Origin of the sequence: Brevibacterium linens (assembly GCF_003999335.1) — a bacterium.
GTDB classification, from domain to species: domain Bacteria; phylum Actinomycetota; class Actinomycetes; order Actinomycetales; family Brevibacteriaceae; genus Brevibacterium; species Brevibacterium linens.
Window position 1 is genome coordinate 1,540,091 of the sequence record NZ_CP026734.1, and the last position, 23,209, is coordinate 1,563,299.

Here is a 23,209-nt window from a genome sequence, read left to right on the forward strand (position 1 = left end):
GCGTCCGGCAGAATAGAACCATGCCTGCCACTCTGCCGCTCTTCCTCGACTGCGACCCCGGAATCGACGATGCCATTGCACTGGCCTACCTGTGCTGCCAAGACGACGTCGACGTCGTCGGCATTGCCGCATCCGGAGGCAACGTGGCCACCGCCCAGGTCGTCGAGAACACCCGCGGTTGGCTGACGCTGGCCGGGCGCAGCGACGTTCCCGTCCACGCCGGCCACAGTCTTCCAGTGGCACGGCAGGCCCTGCAGGCGGAATCGCAGGCATCGGAGACGGCAACGGGCGAAGTCCTGGAATACGCCGACCTCACTCATGGCGAGACCGGACGCGGATATGCGCGGCTGCCGGACCCGAGCGCCCCGGCGAGTTCGGTATCGGCTGCTCAAGCGTGGGTCGATGCTGCCCACGCCCATCCCGGACAGCTCCTCGGGGTCGTCATCGGTCCGGCCACGAATCTCGCCTCGGCCCTCGAGATCGACCCGGATCTGCCGAGTCTGTTCAAGCGCCTCTTCATCATGGGCGGAGCATTCAACTACCGCGGCAACACCCACCCGACGACGGAATGGAACGTCACCTTCGACCCCGAGTCCGCGGCCCGAGTGCTCGAGGCATTCGGCACAGCGCATGCGAGCGGTCACCTCGGACACCTGCCGGTCATCGCCCCCATCGAAGCGACCGAAGCCGTTGAGATGACACCTGAGCGCCTCACCGCGATCCTCGACGGAGCCCCTGCCGACGGTGCCGACGACCACTGGCAGTCGGTCCTCGAACAGCTTTCCGAAGCTCTGCGCTTCTACTTCGAGTTCCACGAATCCGACGGACTCGGTTATCTCGCCCACATCCACGACCCTTTCGTCCTCGCCTGCGCCCTGTCCTGGGCACGACAGAACACCGCTGAGTCGCTCGGGACAGCGCCCAAAGATCCGAACACCAACGTCTCGGAGGCGGCCGCCTCGGTGCCCGAACGAGGATCTGCGGGGGAGCTGCCGTGGGCGTCGACGCTGTGGGCACCAGTCGATGTCGAACTCACGGGTACACTCACACGAGGCGAAACCGTCGCCGATTGGCTGGGACGGTGGAGCCGCCCCGTGAATGCAGAGATCATCCGCACCATCGACGCTCCTGCCTTCCTCGACCACCTCAGTTCCACCCTGATGAAAGGACCACCAGCATGACCGCACACTCCAGACAGTCTGGGCAGGGGCCGACCACCACGGTCGGTCCCGGACAAAAACGCAACCGCACCCTAGCTCTCGCCCTCACTCTGCTCGGCACCCTCATCGTCATCGGCACCTACGTCGCCGTGCTGCTGACCCAACCGGCCAACCTCGGTGTCGACCTCGGCCATACCACTCTGTGGGTCATGCTCGGCTATCTGGTCGGAGGCATTCTGCTCGCCGCCGGTACCCTCCCGCTGATTCCCCGCAGCGTTCTCGCCCTCATTCCGGTCGCCATTGCCCTCAACATCGTCATCGGGCAGATCATCGGCAACTACACCCCCGTACCCCTCTACCTCGACTCCATCGGAACGGTGCTCATCGGCGTCCTGGCAGGGCCCGCCGCAGGCGCCTTCACGGGAATCATCTCGAACCTTATCTGGGGCGTGACCCTGAGCCCCAGCGTCATCGCCTTCAGCTCCGGGGCCGCCTTCATCGGAGCTGCCGCCGGCTGGGCAGCACGACTCGGGGTCTTCCGCACACCCTGGACGGCGGTCATCGTCGGCGCCGTCGCCGGGGTTCCCGCCGGTGCCATCGGAGCACCCGTAGCCGCCTACGTCTTCGGCGGCGGACTCGGAGCCGGAACCGGGGGAGTGGTGGCCATCCTCCAAGCCGCGGGCCTCGAGATGTTCAACGCCACCTTCGCTCAGAGCATGGTCTCCGACATCGTCGATAAGGCGCTCATCTTCACCCTCGCCTATGTCGTCATCCGGTCGCTGCCCAAACGCATCATCGGTCGCTACCCCTTCGCCCTGCACAGCCGCCCGAAGACAGCGTCGACTGAGAGCACAACGCCAGCCGAAGCGACGGCCGAGTCGGCGCCCGCGGCGGAATGATCGCCTCCGGTCCCAAGACCCCCGGCGCAGGAGGCGCCGCCGTATCTCCAGACGACGGTCGCACTGATCTCGGTCGCCGGCTGCATCCGGCGACCGAGATCGTCATCCTCTTCAGCAGCCTCCTGCTCGTCTTCGGGGTGCCTTCACCCGTGGTGCCCATGGCCGTCATCGTCGCCACCGTGCTCACAGTCGTCGTCTCACCGGCGCTGCGTCTGCGGTCGTGGGCTCTCGGTGTCGCCGTGCTGTGCCTGCCGACGCTGCTCGTGCTCGTCATCGTGCAGGGATTCTTCTACCCGGGCGCCGAGGTGCATGTCCTCTGGGAGGCAGCACCGGCGCATCTCAGCGTCGAAGGACTGAGCATTGCAATCCAGATCTGGCTGCGCGTGACCGCACTCATCGGCCTGTGTGCCCTCTTCGGCCTCGGCGCCGATTCGGCTCGACTCTTCGATGGTCTGCGCATGCTCCGACTGCCCGACAGCATCGCCTATGTGTGTGCCTCCGCAATCGGACTCATCCCTCTCATCGGCGCCCGAACCCGCCACGTCACCGAAGCCCGCAAGGCCCGAGGCTGGGCGACGCAGCGCTGGCGCGTGCGGATGCGGCTGCTGCCGGGCATCGTCACGGGCTTGTTCACCTCGGTGCTCATCGAGGTTGAACAGCGCCACGAGGTGCTCGAGCAGAGCGGCCTCGGAGCGAACAGCCGCCGTGTCGAACTGCACGACTACCGCAACGGTCGCGGACAGGGACTGCTCCGTATCACCATCGCTGTCGTCGCGGTCGGTCTCGTCGCCGCCTCGGTGGCCGGTGTGCTGCCGCTGCCGAACTCCTCTCAACTGATCGGTGTCCGCTGAGGTGAGGGCGATGACAGGTTTCGGATTCACCTACGCCGGTGAAGAGACTCAGGCACTGACCGATGTCGTCCTGTCGCTGCCGGCAGGATCGATGACCGCCGTTGTCGGTCCCGTCGGATCGGGCACATCGACCCTGGCTCGGGCGTTGGCCGGTCTGCTCGGGACCAGAGGAACTTCGACCGGGCACGTCGATGCCGCTGGGACGGCCGGGCTCCTCGGCGATGATCCGGAAGCCCAGCTGAGCGGAATGACCAGCCACGTCGAGGATGAGGTCCAGTTGGCGTGCAGATTGCGCGGCATTGCTGGGGTCGAGTCAGAGGAGCGGGCGCGGACTGCACTGGCACGGTTGGGGATCGATGGCCTGTGGGCCCGCCGTCTCGATACGCTCTCCGGCGGTCAGCGCCAATTGGTGGCGTTGTCGAGGATCACCGCACTCGACCCCGATCTGCTCATTCTGGACCAGCCCTCGCAGTCACTCGATCCCGATATGCGTCGATGTCTGGCGTCGGCCCTGCGGGAAACCTGTGATCGTGGGCGTTCGGTGCTCATCACCGGACACCAGATCGACGAGCTTGCTCTCTGCTGCCACAAGGTGCGCTTCCTCGACGCGGGTAGGCTGAGGCCGGCTCACGTCGCGCCCGGGGATTCCGGGGTCGACACCGAATCCGACGCCGACGCCGACGCTTTCGCAGGTACACGTGACGAACTGGGCCGTTTCGCACAGCTGCAGGGAGTCTGGGACACCCGTCCCGTTGACCCGCCCAATCCGGTCATTCCGACCGCACCCGTGAGTACCGAAACCGTGCTTAAGGTGAGGGACTTCGGCGTGGACCGCGCAGGCACAACTGTGCTCAAAGGCGTCGACTTCGACCTTCACCCCGGTGAGCTGACCACCCTCACCGGCGCCAACGGAGCGGGGAAGTCGACTCTGCTGCGCGGGCTCATCGGACTCCTCGACCGGTCGGCTGACTGCGCGGGCACGGTCACGGCGAGCCGCCTCGGCGAAGGGACGAATCTGCTGGACCTGCCCGCCCACGTGCGCAGCGCTCATCTGGGATGGGTCGGACAGGACCCCGGTGTCCAGCTCTCGGCGGCGACCGTGCGATCCGAACTCATGCGTGCGGCTCCGCTGCCGCGCCACCGGCGGCGCGACCGGCCGGAGATGATCGAACAGCGTCGCCGCATCGTCGACACGGCGTTGGACGAGGCCGATCTGGCTGCCGTGTGTGAGGAGCATCCATTCGACCTCGACACGCCCCGGCGCAAAGACCTCGTCATCGCCTCGGCCCTTGTCACAGGCGCAGAAGTCCTGCTTCTCGACGAACCCACGATCGGTCGCGACCGGACAGGAATGGACCGACTGAGCGCGATCATCGATGGCTTCCTGGCTCGAGGCGGCGCCGTCCTCGCGACAACCCACGACCACCGGTGGGCCCAGGAATCCTCTCATCGTCGATTTCGCCTTGCTGATGGACGAGTGAATCTGTGCTGAAGCGGCACGGCCCCCGCGACAACGGACCTCCGAAGCGATTGTGTGGTGCAATGAGTCTGTGAGTTGTGTCGTCTGAAGGGAACGCAATGCGCGGACCAATCATGCTGTTCGCCGCTTGGGCTCTCCACGACGCGGAGGAGGCACTGACCTTCCTCGCGACGACCGACTACATCGCCGATCTCACTGGAATCGACGCTGTGCGGATGTCGACGAAGCAGAGCGTGGCCGCGATCGGAGTGGTCGGGGCCGGGCTCGCCGCACTCGGCAGACCGCTGACCGCCGGCGACTGGGCCCGCGGTGCACCGACGATGGGCGCGGTGGCGGTGGCCGCCCACGTCCTCGTCAGGATCGACTGGTCGTCCCTGCTCAGAAGTCGTATCCCGAGTCGGCGGTGACGCCACTGGATCCGCGGAACCTCTGCAGATGCAGGTGCCGGATGAGTCGGATGACCGGGCGGATGAGCATCTCGATGCTGCCGATGACGAACAGCCAGGTGCCGGTGGTCATCAGAGCGTCGGAGAAGAACATGAAGCTGCCGATGAGGAACCACACGCCGATGAGCACATCATTGGCGATGCTGATGACCTGGTAGCGCTGGCGGATGACAAGCTCTTCGGGCCCGATATGCAGGTGAATGTCGCCGTTGTTCTCAGCCATGTGACTCTCCTCTTCCGTCGCCGGGACTTCGCCCTGCTCAGTTCCTCAGTCCCTTATTCCTGGGATCTCGGCGGAGCTCTGCCACTGTCCATGCAGTGCGAGCCTACTGCCCGACCGGCATGTCGTGCAGGTCCGAGGTTCGCCTAATCTCACGTCAGTGTCGAGTCCTAGATTGAGCGTATGGACGTAAACCCGCACTCATTCGACGCCCTCTACAGCGAGCCACGCGAGCGCAGCTCACTCCTGTCGTGGGACGAGCTGCTCTGTGCTGTCCGCCGGTCTCCCCAGCTCACAGCACTCGATGCGGCGGTAGTCTCCCGATCCTGCCCGGAAGCGTCAGTCCCTTCCGCTGCGGAACCGTCAGTCCCTCCCGCTGCGGGATCGACGGCCTCCACCGAGGCGGCCGGCCCCGACACCGCGAACCGTGCCCCGACCTGGGACGGCCTCAACACGGTCATCGCCGCCCTGCGCGGAAAGGATCTGCTGCCCGAGACGCTGCCGACGACCCGCAGCCCCACAGTTATGCTCGTGCACCTGATCGAGGAGTTGGCCCTCGTCTTCGCAGGTCACCGTGGCGACCGGCCGAAGCTCGGCGTCATCGGCAGTGAGCCCGGGATCGACAGGGCCCAGGTGCGTTTCGAAACCGAATGCATCACATGGTCCATCGCCGGTCGCCTCGGGTTGAGGGCAGCGGCGACCGGCTCACTCAAGCGCTACCTCAAGGACGGCGACCTCATGCCCCCGATCTCACGCGATCGAGTGCTGTACACCGTCGATGCGGTCGAAGGACTCTTCGGCGGGGCGCTCACCTTCGGGGAGACGATCAGGCACGAGATCCCGAGTCTGTTCTCCCTCGACGAGCAGTTGGCTGTCTGATCCGGTGCTGGTCGTTCTGACGAACAGGGAGGATGATGGGACCTGTGCGGTCCGGAAACCGGTGACTGGTCGGTGATGACACCGCTGGTCGGCGCGCGACCCGTATTCAGAGAGGAGAGACTGAGATGAGCAGAAGAGTCCAAGTCACTTTCGACTGCCATGACCCGGTGAAGACGGTGCGGCTCTGGGCATCGGACCCCGCCTGTTCTTCCAGATCGTCCCCGAAGACAAAGCGGTGAAGAACCGCATCCATCCGGACGTCCGATCGGCACCGGGCCTCGAGGATGAGGCATGCTCCGAGCTCGCCCGAGAATCGGCGTTCGCCCAGATGAGAACTTTCTCAGAAACTCAGGGGCCTGACGCGTTCGCTGCTAGCGTGAGCCCCATGAAGACGAACCGTATGGCATTGAGCGCAGTGGCAGGACTCGCGGCTCTTTCTCTCGGCTTGGCCGGGTGTACCGGAAGCGGCTCCGAGAACGGCAGTGACGGCACTCAAGACACTCCCGCCGCCGACTCGTCGTCGGGCAACGCCGCTGAGGCCACGGACGACAAGGATCAGAATGCCGGCGACGACAGCGCGCAGGACTCCGAGCAGGATTCGACGCAGGACGCGTCCGGACAAGGGCTCCCCGCCGATGCCGATCTGAGCAAGGATGCGCCGGCGGTCAGTGCCGACGACGCGATCGAGACGGCGAAGAAGGAAGTCGGAGACGGAATCGTCTACGGCATCGAACTCGACTGGGACGAGAAGGACGGGGCCTGGCAGTACGACGTCTCGATCCTCGACGGCACCACCGACCACGACGTCGAAATCGACGCCGACTCCGGGGAGATCGTCGAACACGAGCAGGATTCGACCGACGACAAAGAAGAGCCCATCGACCTCAACGACCCGATGACCGTCGACGACGCACTCGAACTCGCGCAGGAGAAGGCTTCCGGCAAGCTCGTCGGCTGGACGCTCGAATACGATGACACCATGCAGGAATACCAATTCGAATTCTCCGACGGCGGGGAGGAGACGGAAATCACCGTCGACACCGACACCAAACGCGTCACCGTCGACGATGACTGACACCGGTCGCCTCACCGTCATCGCCGGGCCCATGTTCTCCGGCAAGTCCGAGGAGCTCATGCGCCGGGTGAGGAGGGCGACCATCGCCGGCGTGGGCGTCCTCGTGGTGTCCCATTCGCTCGACACCCGCTCGCCGATCTCGACGATCACCTCACATATCGGAGCTCATATCCCCGCGGTGCCGCTGTCGGACGTGGACTCCCTCGCCGAGGCGGCCCGCTCTGCCGACTATGATCTCGTCGCCATCGATGAGGCTCAGTTCTTCGGACCCGATCTCGTCCCCGTTGTCGATGGACTCCTCCGCGACGGAGTCGACGTCATCGTCGAGGGACTGTGCGTGACCTTCGACGGAGAGCCCTTCGAGCCGCTGCCGAGTCTCATGGCCGTGGCCGAAGAAGTGCTCAGGCTCACCGCGGTCTGCACGATCTGCGGTCGCGACGCCGTCTTCCACCAACGGCTCAAGGACTCGCAGCGCGGATCGGGTGCGGCAGAGGTATCGGAGGCGGCCTCGGATGAGGACTCGCCGAGTCCTGTCGCCACCGCCATCGATGCCAGCCACGTCGGGGGCCTCGACGCCTATGTCGCCCGCTGCCGCGAACACTTCAAACGGGATGGTGCCACAATGTCATCTGTCAGCAGTTCTCCGACATAGCCGGTGACAGGACTCTCGCCTTCGCCGCGCTAGCGCTCTTGAACCTGCACAATCGGCTCTGACCAGCGACAACGTCGATCTGGATTCTTGTGTCAGTGGCGACCGATAATGTTTTGGGTATGGAAGCAGAGCAGGTTCCAGACGTTCTCACCGAGATCCGTCGGTGGCGTGTCAGCCTGTCCGAACTGCCCCCGGCGAAGACCGAGGAAGAAACCATCGATCGCATCACTGCACTCGAGGAACTCACGTCGGCGAGTGCGGCGGCGCAGGCCCGTGAGACCCTGACGTTCGACATGCTCCGCCGCAACCGCGAAGCCGAAGACGGTGTCGCCAGCAAGAAGCAGGGACGTGGCATCGGAGCCGAGGTGGCCCTGGCGAGGAAGGTCTCGCGCTCCCGCGGAGACACACTGGTGAAGTTCTCCCGGACTCTGCTCATGGACCTGCCGAGGACGTTTGCGGCGATGAAGGGCGGTGACATCTCGGAAGAGAAGGCGCGGGTTGTCGCCAAGGAGTCCGACTGGCTGCCGCGGGAGAAGAAGCATGAGCTCGATGAGAACATGGCCGAACGCCTTTCCGAGGTGGGTGTCAGGCGACTCGGCAACGAGGTGCGAGCGCTTGCGCAGAAGCTCGACCAGCAGGCCGCGGTCGACCACCTGGAGCGTTGCGTCGAAGAGCGTTCGGTGAGCGTGCGTCCGGCTCCGGGGAACATGGCCTACCTGACCGCACTGCTGCCGATGCCGCAGGCGGTTGCCGCCTGTGCGAACCTGACGAAATCGGCACAGTCTGTCATCGCCACGGGCGAAGCCGACGGTCGCTCGCAGAGTCAGATCGCGGCGGACCTCCTTGTCGAACGCCTGACCGGGCAGGAATCGGCCAAGGCCGTGCCGACGGAGGTGCACCTGATCATGCAGGCGAGCAGTCTGTTCGCACCGGGGGAGGATCCGGCATGGTTCCCCGGAGTCGGACCGATCCCGGCCAAGGCAGCCAGGGATTTCGTGGCCGAGAGTGATGCTGCGGTGTTCCTGCGTCGCCTGTACACGCGGCCGGAGGACGGACAGCTTGTGCGGATGGATTCTCGCCGTAGGGAGTTTGCCGGACTGCTCCGGCGCATGATTGTTATGCGTGATGATGTGTGCCGCTCACCTTGGTGCGACGCGCCGATCAAGCAGGCCGATCACGCGGTCTCCTTCGCCGCCGGCGGAGACACCGAATGGGAGAACTCCTCCGGCCTGTGCGCGGCCTGCAATTATGCGAAGGAACTCGCGGGGTGGCGGCATAGGGCAACGCCGGATGCGCTCGAAGTGGTCACGCCCACGGGCCACCGCTACCGCTCGCGCACCAAACCGATCAGCGAGCCCGACCCGGGTCTGGTTCGCGGCGAAAGCGTCGCCGAGACGACTGCGCCGCCGGGTATTCTCGCGGGAACCGGTCCGTCGAACCCGGCAGTCGGTTCCGACCCACCAACTGTTGAGGGTGGACCAACACCACCGGCCGCCACGGCCGAAGACAGCACAGCTGCAGGCCCTGTAGCTGCAGACACCGCACCTGGGGCTGGTGTGCCTGCATCGGGCGCGTCGCCTGCATCAGGCGAGGTCGAGGGTGCTGACACGGGGCCAGACGACCAGCAGCGGCAGATCTTCCTACCATGGCGGTACATTCGCCGGGCCGAGCAGCCGCCACCGCTGAGAATCGGGAGCACCACCGTCAGCGTTGATGTCTACGACGCGGACTTCGAGCCGTTGAGCACGGTCGAGGAGCTGCTGCTCACCGGCATCCGGGAGCATGTCGGAACCCGGCGAGCCGAGGCAGCGGCGGAAGGCCATGGAGGCAGCCAACCTGCATTCAGCTACTCGTTCCACAATTCTGCTGGGCGGAAGTCCAAAGGCGAATGAACGTGCCCGCCATCCCCGAAATCAGGTCTCCACGACCTCATCGTCGATGCTCTCCCACACCTCGCGCCAGATCCGGGCGAGGTCGGCGACCTGGTAGTGGGCGTTGAGCCCGCTGGGCTGCGGCACCACATGCAGGGCCACCTCATCGGGCCACTCTTCGATCAGCGTCGTATCCTGCTGACCGAGCTGAGCCTTCGGCTGTGCGAAACCAGTCCTGAACGCGGTGATCCCGGCGATCGCCACGGCACGGGGGCGGAGACCGGCAAGACGCCCGATGAGGTGGGCCGCTCCCTCACGCAGCTCCTGCCGGGAGAGTTCGTCGGCCCGGACGGTGGCTCGCCCGATGAGGTTGGTCAGGCCGATGCCGCGACGCAGCAGCTGCTGTTCATCGCCAGGTGCGAGCCCACGAGAGGCATCGACCTGGTGATCGGTCAGGCCCGCCTGATGCAGAGACGGCCAGAACCGATTGCCGGGACGTGCGAACGGCGCATTCACCGCCGCCGTCCACAGGCCGGGATTGATGCCGACGATGAGCAGCTTCAGTCCGGAGGAATCGGCCGGAAGGATATCGTCGATTGCATTCGGATCGTCCGTCGCGAACGCCGCCAGGTCGTCCTTGGTCGGTTTGCGGCCGCCCAGAGGCGATGGCCGACGATTACTGACGAATTTGTCCTCACTCACACCTTGCACACTACCGTCGTACCATGAGCCACGATCATGTCACCCCACTGGCTGGAGAATCTGCCGCCTTCCATTTCGATGAACGGTGGATCGTCGACGCCGGAATCGAGTCGGTATGGGCGGTTCTGGAACGGGTCGACGAGTGGCCGGGGTGGTGGCCGGGACTGACAGCTGCCGAGAAGGTCGGGGCCGCGCAGGCGGACGTTGATGCAGCCGATCTGCCGGTGATCCCAGGCAGCCGAGCCCGCCTTCTGGTCCACGCCCCGATCGGGTGGTCCCTGCGCTTCTCCATCGAAGTCGACGAGGTCGATGCGCCCCATCTCATCCGCTTCCGGGCGAATGGTGATCTGCGCGGCGAAGGCCGATGGGCCCTGACCGCCTTCGACGGGGTGACGACCATCGATTCTCTGTGGTGTGTGACGACGAGCAGAACGATCATCAGAGCGATGCGACCGCTGTCCGGACTCATGCACGGAGCAGTGATGAGAGCCGGTGAACGGGGACTGCGGTCACGACTGGCCGACCGATCCGGCCCCTGAGCGAAGCCCTCGCTGGGCGTTCGAAGCTGCCGGTTGCTGGTCCCTCTGTTCTGCTGAGACCCGAGTGACGTCCTCCCACGCATCGATGCCGCCGGCAAGGGAGCGCAGACGGACTCCGGCCGGCACCGAACCGGACAGAATCTGGGCGGCTTCGGCCGACCGGGCCCCGGACTTGCAGTGGATGACGATATCGACCGGTGACCCCGCTCGACCGGAGTCACCGAACGCCGACTCCAGAGCCTTCCACCCGCCGTCTCGGAGGCCGCCGAGAGGCAGGTGCACCGAGCCGGGGATGACCGCCAGTTCACGTTCCCAGTCCTCCCGCACATCGACGACCAACACATCGTCTTCGATGGACAGGAATTCGGCAACGTCGATCTCGTCCGCCGCAGGCTCTGCCACGCCGCCGCCGTCAAGGTCCACAGCACAGGCGGCAGCCACCTCGGTGAGATCGGTGACCGGGGGACGGTCGGGATCGGGGGAGAACCGCAGGGTCGAGTACTCCCCGGTCAACGCCTCATAGCGCAGCAGCCGACCGATGAAAGGGTCACCGATGCCGCAGATGAGTTTGATCGCCTCGGTCGCCATCGCCGAGCCCACGGTTCCGCACAGGACTCCGAGGACCCCGCCCTCGGCGCAGTTGGGCACCGAATCGGGTTCCGGGATATCCGGGAACAGGTCGCGCAGCATCGGCCCGTGACCGGGAACGAACGTGCTCACCTGACCGGCGAAGCGGAAGATCGTGCCCCACACCAGCGGGGTGCCGGTGAGTTCGGCGGCATCATTGGACAGGTATCGGGTGGCGAAGTTGTCCGCTCCGTCGATGACGACATCGTGTTCAGCGAAGAGGTCGAGCGCATTCTCCGGGCTCAGCCGTTCCTCGACCGCGCGCACCTCGAGGTTCGGATCGAGCCGGTGCACGGCATCGGCGGCAGAGGTGACCTTCGGTCGGCCCACGTCTTCGTCGCGATGGATGATCTGGCGCTGCAGGTTCGACGACTCGACCACATCGTCATCGATGATGGTCAGCTGTCCGACCCCGGCAGCGGCGAGATAGCTGAGCACCGGTGAACCGAGTCCTCCGGCCCCGATGACCAGCACCGAGGCGGCCCGCAGACGCCGTTGTCCCTCGAGTCCGAATCCCGGCAGGCTGAGGTGTCGGGAGTAGCGGTCGAGCTCCGCCCGGGACAGGGAGTCCACGGGGTCGACGAGCGGAGGCAGCGACGGCGGAGGTGCAGCGGCGGTCATTGTGCTGCGACCATTCCGTCGAACGGCGATGATGCCAATGCCAACGACCGCTTGGGGATCCTCCCGGCTCCGGCCGCCAGACGCCCGGCCTCGACGGCCAGAGCCATCGCCCGAGCCATGGCGTGTGCGTCGTGAGCGCGAGTGACCGCTGAGGCCAGGAGAACCGCAGTGCACCCGAGCTCCATCGCCAGAGCCGCGTCCGAAGCGGTGCCGACACCGGCGTCGAGGATGACGGGCACCTGCGTCCGGGAGACGATGGTCTCGATGTTGTGAGGGTTGAGGATGCCCAGCCCGCTGCCGATCGGAGCACCTGCCGGCATCACCACGGCCACCCCGGCATCCTCCAGACGTTTCGCCAGGGCCGGATCGTCGTTCGTATAGGCGAAGACCGTGAACCCGTCGAGGACGAGTTCCTCGGCGGCGGTGAAGAGCTCGACGGGGTCCGGGAGCAGGGTGTCCTCATCGGCGATGACCTCGAGCTTCACCCAGTTCGTCTCCAGGGCCTCCCTGGCCAGTCGGGCGGTGAGCACGGCATCCCGGGCCGTATAGCAGCCGGCCGTGTTCGGCAGCACCCGGATTCCCAGACGCTGCAGCATGGTGAACACCGAATCCCGGGACTCGGCGTCGAAGCGGCGCATCGCCACCGTGGTCAGCTCGGTTCCCGAGGCCACGAGGGCGTCTTCGAGGATGCTCAGGGAACTTGCCCCGCCCGTGCCCATCACGAGGCGAGACGACATCTCCACGTCATCGACCATCCAGCTCATCTCAGCCTCCCTGCACTGCGGTGACGATGTCGACGGTATGCCCGTCGGCCAGGGCGAACCCGGACCAGGCACCGCGACGGATGACCTCGCCGTCGACGGCCAGGGCCAGCCCTAAGCGTCCGCCGTCGGCCGGTGTCCCATCGGGGTTCAGCTCCCGTCCGGTGACCTCGGCGATGAGGTCGAGCGCCGAGGTGGCACCCGGCAGCTCATGATGGTCGCCGTTGAGGACGATGGTCGGTGAGTGTTCGCGATCGGTCATGAGTTGCTCCTCATCAGGTGGGCAGTGGTGTGGTCTGTGGCGAAGCGGTGCGGGGACACGGACTCGAGCGCTCCGTCAGGAGGCCAGTCGGAGGCGACACCCAGGGCGAGCTCGGCGCCGAGGCGGCCGCCGAACGGGGCCAAGAGGATGCCATGGCGGAAGTACCCCGTGCTCACAACGCAGCCGGGATCGATGCGCCCGATCATCGGCAGGTCGTCGGGAGAACCGGGGCGAGCGCGGGTGGTGATGTCGGTGATCTCCGCGTCGACGATGCCCGGGACCAATCGCTGCCCGTCAGAGAGCAGCCGGTGGATCGCCCCGGCAGGGGTGCCGGAGAGTCCGTCCTCGCGGGAACTGGCACCGAGCACGATCTCACCGTCGGGGCGGGGGACCAGGTAGACGGGGCGACCGTTGACCAGCCCGCGGATGGTCCGAGTCAGCAGGGGAGTCGCCTCGGCGGGGGCACGCAGGCGCAGCACATCACCCCAGACTTCCCGGATCGGCAGCGGCGGGACACCGGCGATCTCGGTGATGGCGCTGCCGGCGCAGACGACCACCTGATCGGCTTCCAACAGGCGGCCGTCTCCCAGCGTGACGCCGGTCGTCGCCGCACCATCGCCCAGCAGCTCGGCCACCCGCTGCCGAATAAGAAGCGACTCTGAGCCGGCCGTAAGAGCAGACAACAGTCCCGCCGATACACGACGGGGGTCGATCGAGTGATCACCGGGAATGTGCACGGCCCCGGCCACGGCAGGCGACAGCGACGGTTCGATACGGCGGGCGGCACTGCCGGTGATGAGCTCGGTGGCGAAACCCGATCGCGATTGTGCTTCGCGCAGCTCCCGCAGAGCCTGCAGATCAGCCCGGTCACCCGCACACACCACGGTCCCGGCATCTGTGAAACCGAGATCGGTGCCGGTGGCGCTCGCCACCTCTGCGGCGAATTCCGGGTACATCTGAGCCGAGGTCCGCATCAGCGGATACAGGGGAGTCTGCCCCCAGACCACCTCGGCGGCGGGAGCGATCATCCCCGCGGCGGCATGGCTCGCACCCTGGGCGGGGGCAGGATCGACGATGGTGACTTCGGCACCGAAACGGCGCAGATACCAGGCCGTGGACAGGCCGATGATCCCGGCGCCGACGACGATGACTCTCACAGCTTCTCCCTCCGGCGGCATGATCCGCATCAGGTCTGACGGTCGGCTCCTACGCCCTCTCAGCCTCGTTGGGAGGCTCCCGCGAACTTCTCTACTCTATGACCATGACCACACAGATGCCACCGCGCACCGCAGCGCGGCAGAAAAAGAGGACCTGGAGGCAGGCCCGATTGGCCGAAGCGTCGCTCTACCTGTGCACCGATGCCCGAACCGCTCAAGGCGACCTCGCCGAGTTCCTCGACGCCGCCTACCGTGGGGGAGTCGACATCATCCAGCTGAGGGACAAGAGCCTCGAGGCCCGCGCCGAGATCGCCGCATTGGAAGTCCTCAGGGATGCCGCCGCACGCCACGGCAAGCTCTTCTCCGTCAACGACCGCGCCGATGTCGCGCTGCTGACCGACGCCGACGTCTTCCACGTCGGTCAGGGAGATCTCACCAGTGCTCAGGCCAGAGCCGTGCTCGGCCCCGACGTCATCCTCGGCCGCTCCACCCATTCCCTCGAGCAGGCGCTCGCCGCCGAGGCGGACCCGGAGACCGACTATTTCTGTGTCGGGCCGGTCTGGGAGACCCCGACGAAACCCGGCCGTGCCGCTGTGGGGACGGCACTGCTGACCGCTGCCGCCGCCGAGGCGAGCAAACCGTGGTTCGCGATCGGCGGCATCGCGGCAGGGGAGAGACTGGACGCGATCCGGCAGGCGGGCGCGAACCGTGCCGTCGTCGTCCGTGCGATAACCTCGGCAGACGACCCCGCTGCGGCCGCACGGGTGCTCAAGGAGGAGTTGGAATGACCCCAGCAGCTGACAGCGCATCCGACGGAATCGATGCAGGTGCCGGCCTGTCGATTCTCATCGCCGGGCAGGCGCCACCGGCGGAGCGTTCGGCACCTATCTGCAGGAGGCCGGACGCGATGTCACGTTCCTGCTCCGGCAGGCTCGGGCGGCGACGGTCCGCGCGAACGGACTGCGCTTCACCGCTCCCGGTGCCGATCGGACGAACCAGGTCGATGTCATCACCGCCGAGGAGCTCAGCGCCTCACCGAGGATCTTCGACATCGTCATCGTCGCGATCAAAGCGGGTGGACTCGACTCGGTCATCGACGATATCGGACCGGCTGTGGGGGAGCAGACGACGATCATCCCGTTCCTCAACGGCATGGCTCAGATCGAGAAGCTGCAGCACAGGTACCCCGGTCAGGTGCTCGGTGGGTTCGTCAAGATCGTCGGCACGATCAGAGACGGAGCCGTCGTCCAGCTCACCGACCTTGCGGTGATGACCATCGGCGACCTTCACGCCGCGGCCGTACCCACGCGAATCTCCGCGGCTCTCGACGTCCCCGGATTCAAGCTCCAGATCGTCGACGGAATCATCGACGGGCTGTGGGAGAAGTGGACCTTCATCGCCGCGGCGGGAGTCGTCACATGCCTGTTCCGCGCTCCCGTCGGGGCGATCATGGCGGCCGGCGGCAGATCGCACGTGCATGCCATCATCGACGAACTCGAAGCCGTGGCGACCGCGGCCGGACACCCGGTGTCGGAGGCCTCCCACGACATGACGCTGCAGATGCTCACCGCGGACGGTTCGGCCTTCACCTCATCCCTCTACCGGGATGTGACGGCAGGGCTGCCGAGCGAAACGGAGCACATCCTCGGCGATCTGTCGGCCAAGGCAGAGGAGTTAGGAGTCGCGACTCCGCTGCTCGACCTCACGCTTGTGCAGCTGCGGGCCGGGGAAGCCCAGAAGCGGCTCTGACCTCGGCCGTGCCCGTGCGCAGCATCGCCAGATACGGCTCCTGCGGCTGAGTGTGTTCGATGTCGGTCGAACTGTGGGCAGCGGTGAATGTGACCATGGGGACGTCGTCGGCATCATCGAGGGCGAGCAGCGTTTCGTAGCCGCCCGGACCCAGAGAATGGGAGCTGCCTGCCGGCAGGTCGAAGACGAGGCGTTCGAGCGGACTGTCGGGCTCGGGCGGACGGTTCATCTCCTGGGCGGCCACATCGGCGAACTGTTCGGCCGTGATGAGGTAGGCCTTGGCCGGGGTCGGTCCGGGGGCGGAATGATCATAGAAGGCCATGCCGCCGCCCCACACCGTCGATTCGCCGGCGAAGTAGATCGTTCCGGGCAGTTCGATCCCGGCTTCGGCGCGGGGAACTGTGCCGTCTCTGGCGCCCGGGTAGGTCACCTTAGCGCCGGGCGGTCGCCCGCCCTGCAGATAGCAGGCGAGCCGATCGCGAGCCATGTTCGATCCGTAGCTGACGTACCACACATGTGTTTGAGACATCCCCTCCATCATGACATCTCGGGCTCGGAGTTCGTCGGATCGGCATCCGCCGCGTCCGGCGCGTCGGCTGCGTTCGCCTCCGCTGCGACTGAGGCGGCGAACGGCTCTTCGTCTCGGTCAGCTCCGTCGAAAAGGCGATCAGCTCCATCTTCGATAAACTCGGCCTCCAGGCAGGGGAGACCATGAGCCGACGTGTCGCGGCAGTGCTCGCCTACCTCAACCGAGAACGAGGAGAGAAATGAAGCGCCGACTGCCCGATCTGAGAGAACTCGCCCCCTTGCTGCAGTTCGACCTGCCCCGACTCGACCGGGTTGCAGCCAGATTGGAGTCGGCCGCGGACATCTGGGACCTTCGCCGCATCGCCAAGCGCGTGACACCGACCGCACCGTTCGACTATGTCGACGGTGCCGCTCTGGATGAGCGGACCCTGGCGAAGAACCGTGAGGCGCTCGGCACCGTCGAGCTCCTTCCCCGCATCCTCCACGGCGTCGATGCGCCGGATACGTCGACGACGATCGCCGGCGCCCGAGCCCGGCTGCCCTTCGGCATCGCCCCGACCGGCTACACGCGCATGATGCACTCCGCCGGCGAGGTCGCCGGAGTCCGCGCGGCGGCGAAGGCCGGAATTCCGTTCTCGCTGTCGACGATGGGCACGACCTCGGTCGAAGACGTCGCGCAGGCGGCACCGGATTCCACCCGGTGGTTCCAGCTCTACCTGTGGAAGGACCGGCAGCGCAGCCTCGACCTGATCCAGCGGGCCGCCGCCAGCGGATACGAGACCCTGCTGGTCACCGTCGACACCCCGATCACCGGTCAGCGTCTGCGCGATCACCGCAACGGGCTGACGATCCCGCCCCGTCTGACACTGGGAACGATCCTCGACGCCTCCTATCGTCCGGGTTGGTGGTTCAACTTCCTCACCACCGAACCGCCGAAATACGCGTCGCTGTCGAACACCTCCCAGTCCCTGGCGGAGATGACGAAGACGATGTTCGACCCGACCCTCGACCTCGATGACCTGCGGTGGATCCGCGACCAATGGAACGGACGCCTGTTCGTCAAGGGGATCCTCACCGCCGAGGATGCCCGGCGCGCCCGATCCGTCGGAGCCGATGGACTCGTCGTCTCCAACCACGGCGGCCGCCAGCTCGATCGGGCCCCCGATTCGCTGACCTCCCTGGCCGAAGTCCGTGCGGAGGTCGGACCGGAGATGGAGCTCATCTTCGACTCCGGCATCATGTCCGGCACCGATGTCGTCGCCGCGCTGTGCGCCGGAGCCGACTTCGTACTCATCGGCCGGGCGTACCTGTACGGGCTCATGGCCGGCGGCCAACGAGGCGTCGAGAGGGCGATCGCCCTCATCCAGCAGGAGATCCTCACCGCCATGGGGCTCATGGGCGCCCGGAGCATCTCCGATCTGGGCCCCGACCTCGTCCGCGGCCTGCCTCAGTCACCGGTCTCGGACCGGGAGCTGCCGGTCGTCGACTCTGTGTGAGCCCGTCTCAGGCACTCAGCAGACGCGTGAGCAGCCTGAACTGATGGACTGAGATCTCCTCAGGGCCGACGGTTGGGCTATCGCTTTCCGTCAGGTGCAGAGCCCATTCGTCGAACGTCCGCAGCAGTGAGAACACCGCCAGAGTCTGGAGCTCGAGCGGACACTCGACATCGATCGCTGCGGCTTCACGTCCGGCGATGAGCACGGCGCGCACCCATTCTTCGACGCGGTCGGCAAGGCGTCGCACAGCCGGACTGTCCGTATTCGCATAGACGATGTGCCACAGGAGCGTGAGCTCAGGGCTGCCGGGCCATGTTCGCGCAATGTCGTCCCAGACCGAGCGCGCACGGTCCCAGAACCCGTCCGAAAAGCTGTCCGGAGCAGGCGGAGTCCAGAACCCGCGGGCAGCCGCAGCGAGATCGGTGACGACGAGGGCGAAGAGGTCGTCCTTCGAGTCGACGACATGGTAGAAGGAGCTCTTGCTCATCCCGCAGGTGGAGATGATGCGATTGAGCGACGCCTCCTCGAACGTCCGCGAAGCGAATTCTCGCGCGGCGGCATCGATGAGCGCGGCGCGCTTCTCGGGGCGCATACGCGCCAACGCAGTCTCGGACACGCCGTCAGTGTAGCAATGCTCGACACGATTGTGGACCATGCGGTCCACTCGGTGATACCGTGTGTGGACCAGCCGGTCCACTTGGGTCGGCACACTGGAACGGCCCGACGAAGGAGACCACGCATGATTATCGCGGCAATGGTCGACGACCAGCTGAAGCACGTGAGCCCGGAAGAGCCGCGTATTCTCATCGTCGGAGCCGGAATCGCCGGCATCACCCTGGCTCAGCTCCTGCGGGCCCGCGGGATGCACCCGGTCCTCATCGACCGGTCGCCGGATTCCCGTCGGATGATCGGTGACAACCGGGCCGGATACATGCTCGCACTCATGCCCATGGTCGATCCCATCATCGACGAACTCGAGTGCCGGGAGGCTTACCTCGAGGCCAGCGTCGGCATCGATCGCTATATCGCCCATGCGCACAACGGAAAAGTCCTCCGACAGGACCACCTCGGTGATCTGCTGGCCGACTTCGGCGACTATCGCGGAATCTCCCGCTCCGCATTGCTCGACGTGCTCACCGACGACGACTGCCCGATCGCCTTCGGCACCACAGTGACCGGACTGTCCGACGACGGTGCCACTGTGAATCTGGTCCAGGACAGCCGATCCGAACAGCACCGTGGGCGACGGCAGCGGAACCTGGGTCAGGAGGCAGCACTCGCATTCGATGCCGTCGTCATCGCCGACGGCATGAACTCCCGCACCCGCAGACTCGTGACCGGTGGGCCTGCCGCAACCGCCACGAGCGAATCAGGCAGCACTGCCGCTGCCGTCTCCGGCGAGACCTCCCCGGAGTCGTCAGTGGACACGACCTGGGGCGGATGGGTCTGCTGGGCCGAGGCCGATGGTGATCAGAGCGCCGTCGATGAGATCTGGGGCGATGGATTCTTCCTCGGCATGTACCCGGTCAAGGGAGCCGTCGGAGTCTTCCTCGGTTGTCCCGACACCCGGCAGCCGCTCGGCCCCCGGCGACTCGCAGCCGAGGTTCGCAGGCGGCTGTCGGTGCTGACTCCGCGGATCGACGCCTGCCTCACCGCGGTCGAGGAGGCCGAAGCGCCGTTCTTCTGGCCGCTGCGGGATTCCCGGGCATTGAAGTGGAGCCATGGTCGCACCGTTCTGCTCGGCGATGCGGCCGCAGGGTTCCTTCCGACTGCCGGAATCGGCGCCGGTATGGCGATGGAATCGGCCGGGGTGCTCGCCGACGAACTCTCCGCCTCAGCGGTTGGGACGAGCGCAGCCGCCGCACTCGAACGCTTCGAAGCCCGCCAGCGGCCACGTGTCGAGGCTGCTCACGACAACTCGCGGTCCCTGGCGCGGCTGATGTTCGGCCGGTCCCGGCTCTTCGCGTTCGTCCGCGACCAGGCGTTTCGCGTCATCAGCATCCGGTCGGCGCTCAAGCCGATACTGCAGCTGCTCGAATCCCCGCCTCGGCGGATGTGACCCTCCTCCCACCCGGCGCCTGCAGCGGCCGGGGCCGACCCCGATTGTGGTAGGAATGGCCAGGCCCCTCGTGCGCGGACCTGCCGAACCACGAACGAGGATGACCATGGGAATGCCAGCCGCCTCGGCGAACGACGAACGCCGACTCCGGCGGGGACTGAAGTCTCGCCACCTGCAGATGATCGCCATCGGCGGCGCAATCGGCACCGGACTCTTCCTCGGCTCCGGCGGCACGATCTCACAGGCCGGCCCCGGCGGTGCCCTGGTGGCCTACGCCGCGATCGGGATCATGGTCCTCTTCGTCATGCAGTCCCTCGGTGAGATGTCGGCCCACCTGCCCGTGGCCGGATCGTTCCACACCTACGGCACCAAATACGTCAGTCCCTCATTCGGCTTCGCCATGGGCTGGAACTACTGGTTCAACTGGGCGATCACCCTGGCCGCCGAACTCGTCGCCGCCGGCGTCATCATGTCCTTCTGGTTCCCCGACGTGCCGTCGTGGATCTGGGCGGCGGTCTTCCTCATCCTGCTGGCCGGGCTGAACTTCCTGTCCGCGAAGGCCTTCGGCGAAGGCGAATTCTGGTTCGCGGCCATCAAGGTCACCGCCGTGCTCGCATTCCTCGTCCTCGGAGTGCTCATGATCGCCGGCATCCTCGGCGGAACCGCACCCGGGATGAACAACTGGACGACGGGAGAGGCTCCGTTCGTCGGCGGATGGGTGTCGGTCATCAGCGTCTTCATGATCGCCGGATTCTCCTTCCAGGGCACCGAACTCGTCGGCGTCACCGCGGGGGAGTCGGAGAACCCGCGCAAGGACATGCCGCGCGCCATCCGCACCGTATTCTGGCGCATCATGCTCTTCTACATCGGCGCCATCGCCGTCATCGGCTTCCTCCTGCCCTATACCGACCCCTCCCTGCTGGCCTCGGCGAACAATGAGGACATCACGGCCTCACCGTTCACCCTCGTCTTCGAACGCGCCGGCATCGCCGTGGCCGCCGGAATGATGAACGCCGTCATCCTCACCGCCATCCTCTCCGCCGGCAACTCCGGCCTCTACGCCTCCACCCGCATGCTCTACGCCATGGCGAAAGAGGGGACCGCGCCGAGGCTGTTCGCCCGCCTCAACGAACGCGGAGTCCCCGTCATGGCCCTGCTGGCCACCGCCATGATCGGACTGTTCGGATTCCTCACCGAGATCATGGGCGACGGTGGGGCCTACACCTGGCTGATCAACGTCTCCGGGCTCTCCGGCTTCATCGTCTGGGTCGGCATCGCCTGGTGCCACTTCCGGTTCCGCAGGGCCTATGTGCGTCAGGGCCATGCCGTTGCGGACCTGCCCTACCGGGCTCCGCTGTTCCCGATCGGCCCGATCATCGCGCTCATCATGCTCATCGTCGTCATCATCGGCCAGAATGTGCAGGCTGTCGTGGCCGGGCAGCTGCTCCAGGTCGCCAGCGCCTATGCCGGGCTTCCGGCGTTCCTGCTTCTGTGGCTCATCCACCGCATCGTCACCGGTCGCCGCTCACGCATGGTCGCCCTCGATGAGATGGATGTCGAGGGGCTCGAGATCAAGGCTTCCTGATTCGATGGTCGGTCCCTCGCCGAGGCGGCCGCGCGGGGACGATCACGACATCCGGAAAATGAGTTAAGCTAGGCTCGCCTAACTACTCAAGAAGGATTTCATGCGCCGTATTCTCGCCCCAGTGATCGCCTCCGTCCTCGTCCTCGCCGGCTGCGGCGGAGGAGGTGCCGCCGAGGAGGCATCCGGGCCCACCGTTGACACGAAGTTCGGTGCCGTCGAGTTGCCCGCCGACCCGCAGAAGGTCGTGGCGCTGGGATGGGGCGATGCCGAGACCGCGCTGGCGCTCGGAGTCCAGCCCGTCGGCGCCTCCGACTGGGTCGAATTCGGCGGCAAGGGAGTCGGCCCGTGGGCCGAAGATCTCTACGACGAAGCACCGGAGATCATCGCGACGATGGAACCCGACTACGAGGCCATTGCCGCACTCGAGCCCGACGTCATCCTCGATACGAACAGTTCGGGTGAGAAAGAGCGCTACGACCGTCTCTCCGAGATCGCCCCGACGGTCGGAGTTCCCGAAGGCGGCGACAACTACCTGACGACCATGGACCAGCAGGTCGACCTCGTCTCTCAGGCACTGGGCAAGGACGACGACGGGAAGAAGCTGCTCGACGACCTCGACAAGTTCTACGCGGATGCGCGCGAAGCTCATCCCGAGTTCCAGGACAAGTCCGTGACCGTGGCGGCGAAGACCGCCGACGGATGGGCCGCCTACGTCGAGGAATCAGGTCGCGTGCAGGTCATGAAGCAGCTCGGCTTCAAGCAGTCCGAGACGATAGCCGGAATGAAACCCGAGGGCTTCTCCGTGCCGATCTCCGAGGAGAACCTCGATCAGCTCGACGCGGACCTGCTTCTGACGTTCCCGATCTACATCGAGGACGCCGATGTCACCGGCGATGCCGCCTACAAGCGGATCCCGGCCGTCAAGGACGGGCACGACCTCGTTCTGACCAACGAGAACGACGACATCCGCAAGGCATTCTCGCTCAACTCGATCCTCTCGGCACAGTACACGGCGGAGAAGCTCCCGGATCTCATCGCCGACAAGGTGAAGTAACCGACTGACGAGCGCTGCTGCGCGCCCCTGCGCAGAACTTAAGCAGAACTCACACGGCGGCACGCCACGCATCGAGGCCGATGTCGATGATGCGGGCGTGCCGGACGTTCGGCAGCGAAGTGATCGGCAGCCATTCCGCCCGATCCGTCGTCCCATCGACTTCGAGGGTGCCCAAGGTGCCGCCGATGATCCGCGCCTCGTAGACGACCCGTACGCCTTTGAAGGGACGATCCGTCGAATCGCTGAAGGCCGGATTGCGGCGAGGCTCTGTGAAGGAATGAGTGGCCAAGGGGCGGACCAGTTCGGCGTCGAACCCGGTCTCCTCTTTGATCTCCCGGAGTGTGCCCGCTTCGATGCTTTCGTCGAACTCGATTCCGCCTCCGGGCAGCGTCCAGATCGCGTGCAGGCGGTCCTTGCCGCCGTTGAACCAGCTGAGGAGGATTTCGTCGTCGTCATTGACGATGACCGCGTAACCGGCAAGTCGAGTGTCATATTCGGAGAAGTGCATGACCTCACCCTACCCGCGCTGTCACCCG

The 23,209-nt window shown here is 66.1% G+C and carries 25 protein-coding genes and 1 riboswitch; of the genes, 16 read left to right on the forward strand and 9 right to left on the reverse strand.

The window, feature by feature from the left end:
- The first annotated feature begins 20 nt into the window (after positions 1-20).
- The 5 genes from CXR29_RS06865 to CXR29_RS06885 all read left to right on the forward strand — a co-directional run bounded on the left by CXR29_RS06865 (position 21) and on the right by CXR29_RS06885 (position 4,797).
- On the forward strand, positions 21-1,181 hold the full coding sequence (locus CXR29_RS06865; RefSeq protein WP_101553830.1) for a nucleoside hydrolase: 1,161 nt from the start codon (positions 21-23) through the stop codon (positions 1,179-1,181).
- Entirely contained in the window at positions 1,178-2,059 is an 882-nt protein-coding gene (locus CXR29_RS06870; RefSeq protein ID WP_101553831.1) for a histidine kinase, read from the forward strand. Before CXR29_RS06865 ends, CXR29_RS06870 begins: the two co-directional genes overlap by 4 nt.
- Complete coding sequence (locus CXR29_RS06875; protein WP_101553832.1) at positions 2,056-2,910, forward strand: energy-coupling factor transporter transmembrane component T family protein; 855 nt, start codon at positions 2,056-2,058, stop codon at positions 2,908-2,910. The genes CXR29_RS06870 and CXR29_RS06875 overlap by 4 nt, the downstream gene beginning before the upstream one ends.
- A 10-nt stretch (positions 2,911-2,920) precedes the next feature.
- The gene (locus CXR29_RS06880) at positions 2,921-4,402 is read left to right on the forward strand and encodes an ATP-binding cassette domain-containing protein (protein ID WP_127364205.1); all 1,482 of its coding nucleotides are present in this window, start codon (positions 2,921-2,923) and stop codon (positions 4,400-4,402) included.
- Positions 4,403-4,488: 86 nt separating this feature from the next.
- Positions 4,489-4,797, forward strand: a complete 309-nt coding sequence (locus CXR29_RS06885) for a hypothetical protein (RefSeq protein ID WP_101553834.1) — start codon at positions 4,489-4,491, stop codon at positions 4,795-4,797.
- Here CXR29_RS06885 and CXR29_RS06890 read toward each other — a convergent pair.
- Positions 4,769-5,059 (reverse strand): YrhK family protein, encoded by a 291-nt coding sequence (locus CXR29_RS06890; protein ID WP_025778133.1) that lies wholly within the window; start codon positions 5,057-5,059, stop codon positions 4,769-4,771. The genes CXR29_RS06885 and CXR29_RS06890 overlap by 29 nt on opposite strands.
- Positions 5,060-5,239: 180 nt before the next feature.
- Between CXR29_RS06890 and CXR29_RS06895 the strand changes: the two genes are divergently transcribed.
- The 4 genes from CXR29_RS06895 to CXR29_RS06915 all read left to right on the forward strand — a co-directional run bounded on the left by CXR29_RS06895 (position 5,240) and on the right by CXR29_RS06915 (position 9,554).
- Positions 5,240-5,935: a hypothetical protein gene (locus tag CXR29_RS06895; RefSeq protein ID WP_101553835.1), complete on the forward strand. Its 696-nt coding sequence runs from the start codon at positions 5,240-5,242 to the stop codon at positions 5,933-5,935.
- Positions 5,936-6,320: 385 nt separating this feature from the next.
- Positions 6,321-7,010 (forward strand): PepSY domain-containing protein, encoded by a 690-nt coding sequence (locus CXR29_RS06905; RefSeq protein ID WP_101554035.1) that lies wholly within the window; start codon positions 6,321-6,323, stop codon positions 7,008-7,010.
- The gene (locus CXR29_RS06910) at positions 7,003-7,662 is read left to right on the forward strand and encodes a thymidine kinase (RefSeq protein ID WP_101553836.1); all 660 of its coding nucleotides are present in this window, start codon (positions 7,003-7,005) and stop codon (positions 7,660-7,662) included. Before CXR29_RS06905 ends, CXR29_RS06910 begins: the two co-directional genes overlap by 8 nt.
- 119 nt (positions 7,663-7,781) lie before the next feature.
- Positions 7,782-9,554, forward strand: a complete 1,773-nt coding sequence (locus CXR29_RS06915) for an HNH endonuclease (RefSeq protein WP_101553837.1) — start codon at positions 7,782-7,784, stop codon at positions 9,552-9,554.
- A gap of 21 nt (positions 9,555-9,575) precedes the next feature.
- On the opposite strand, the gene CXR29_RS06920 is transcribed toward CXR29_RS06915, so the two are convergent.
- On the reverse strand, positions 9,576-10,235 hold the full coding sequence (locus CXR29_RS06920; protein ID WP_127364206.1) for a mismatch-specific DNA-glycosylase: 660 nt from the start codon (positions 10,233-10,235) through the stop codon (positions 9,576-9,578).
- A 23-nt stretch (positions 10,236-10,258) separates the two neighbouring features.
- Here CXR29_RS06920 and CXR29_RS06925 point away from each other — a divergent pair, with 23 nt between their 5' ends.
- Positions 10,259-10,774 (forward strand): SRPBCC family protein, encoded by a 516-nt coding sequence (locus tag CXR29_RS06925; protein ID WP_101553839.1) that lies wholly within the window; start codon positions 10,259-10,261, stop codon positions 10,772-10,774.
- On the opposite strand, the gene moeB is transcribed toward CXR29_RS06925, so the two are convergent.
- The 4 genes from moeB to thiO form a co-directional block, all read right to left on the reverse strand.
- Entirely contained in the window at positions 10,745-12,022 is a 1,278-nt protein-coding gene (gene moeB, locus CXR29_RS06930) for a molybdopterin-synthase adenylyltransferase MoeB (RefSeq protein WP_127364207.1), read from the reverse strand. The genes CXR29_RS06925 and moeB overlap by 30 nt on opposite strands.
- Complete coding sequence (locus tag CXR29_RS06935) at positions 12,019-12,786, reverse strand: thiazole synthase (protein WP_101596390.1); 768 nt, start codon at positions 12,784-12,786, stop codon at positions 12,019-12,021. The genes moeB and CXR29_RS06935 overlap by 4 nt, the downstream gene beginning before the upstream one ends.
- A 1-nt stretch (position 12,787) precedes the next feature.
- A complete protein-coding gene (gene thiS / locus CXR29_RS06940; RefSeq protein WP_025778143.1) occupies positions 12,788-13,045 on the reverse strand; it encodes a sulfur carrier protein ThiS in 258 nt (85 codons plus the stop codon).
- Entirely contained in the window at positions 13,042-14,202 is a 1,161-nt protein-coding gene (thiO, locus tag CXR29_RS06945; protein WP_127364208.1) for a glycine oxidase ThiO, read from the reverse strand. The genes thiS and thiO overlap by 4 nt, the downstream gene beginning before the upstream one ends.
- A riboswitch (TPP riboswitch) is annotated at positions 14,192-14,295 on the reverse strand. It overlaps the preceding gene by 11 nt.
- Positions 14,296-14,306: 11 nt before the next feature.
- Between thiO and thiE the strand changes: the two genes are divergently transcribed.
- Entirely contained in the window at positions 14,307-14,990 is a 684-nt protein-coding gene (gene thiE, locus CXR29_RS06950; protein WP_240811968.1) for a thiamine phosphate synthase, read from the forward strand.
- A 100-nt stretch (positions 14,991-15,090) separates the two neighbouring features.
- Entirely contained in the window at positions 15,091-15,951 is an 861-nt protein-coding gene (locus tag CXR29_RS06955) for a ketopantoate reductase family protein (protein WP_241241665.1), read from the forward strand.
- Here CXR29_RS06955 and CXR29_RS06960 read toward each other — a convergent pair.
- On the reverse strand, positions 15,905-16,480 hold the full coding sequence (locus CXR29_RS06960; protein WP_127364210.1) for a histone deacetylase: 576 nt from the start codon (positions 16,478-16,480) through the stop codon (positions 15,905-15,907). The genes CXR29_RS06955 and CXR29_RS06960 overlap by 47 nt on opposite strands.
- A gap of 238 nt (positions 16,481-16,718) precedes the next feature.
- Between CXR29_RS06960 and CXR29_RS06970 the strand changes: the two genes are divergently transcribed.
- Positions 16,719-17,975 (forward strand): alpha-hydroxy acid oxidase, encoded by a 1,257-nt coding sequence (locus CXR29_RS06970; protein WP_101553846.1) that lies wholly within the window; start codon positions 16,719-16,721, stop codon positions 17,973-17,975.
- 7 nt (positions 17,976-17,982) lie between these two features.
- Here CXR29_RS06970 and CXR29_RS06975 read toward each other — a convergent pair whose 3' ends face one another.
- Positions 17,983-18,591 (reverse strand): TetR/AcrR family transcriptional regulator, encoded by a 609-nt coding sequence (locus CXR29_RS06975; RefSeq protein ID WP_164742789.1) that lies wholly within the window; start codon positions 18,589-18,591, stop codon positions 17,983-17,985.
- Between the two features lie 123 nt (positions 18,592-18,714).
- Between CXR29_RS06975 and CXR29_RS06980 the strand changes: the two genes are divergently transcribed.
- From CXR29_RS06980 to CXR29_RS06990, 3 genes are all read left to right on the forward strand, one after another.
- Entirely contained in the window at positions 18,715-20,034 is a 1,320-nt protein-coding gene (locus CXR29_RS06980) for an FAD-dependent oxidoreductase (RefSeq protein ID WP_164742790.1), read from the forward strand.
- Positions 20,035-20,140: 106 nt separating this feature from the next.
- Positions 20,141-21,619 (forward strand): amino acid permease, encoded by a 1,479-nt coding sequence (locus CXR29_RS06985; protein ID WP_127364211.1) that lies wholly within the window; start codon positions 20,141-20,143, stop codon positions 21,617-21,619.
- A 100-nt stretch (positions 21,620-21,719) separates the two neighbouring features.
- Entirely contained in the window at positions 21,720-22,673 is a 954-nt protein-coding gene (locus tag CXR29_RS06990; RefSeq protein ID WP_101553848.1) for an ABC transporter substrate-binding protein, read from the forward strand.
- Between the two features lie 49 nt (positions 22,674-22,722).
- On the opposite strand, the gene CXR29_RS06995 is transcribed toward CXR29_RS06990, so the two are convergent.
- Entirely contained in the window at positions 22,723-23,181 is a 459-nt protein-coding gene (locus CXR29_RS06995; RefSeq protein ID WP_101553849.1) for an NUDIX hydrolase, read from the reverse strand.
- Positions 23,182-23,209 lie beyond the last annotated feature (28 nt).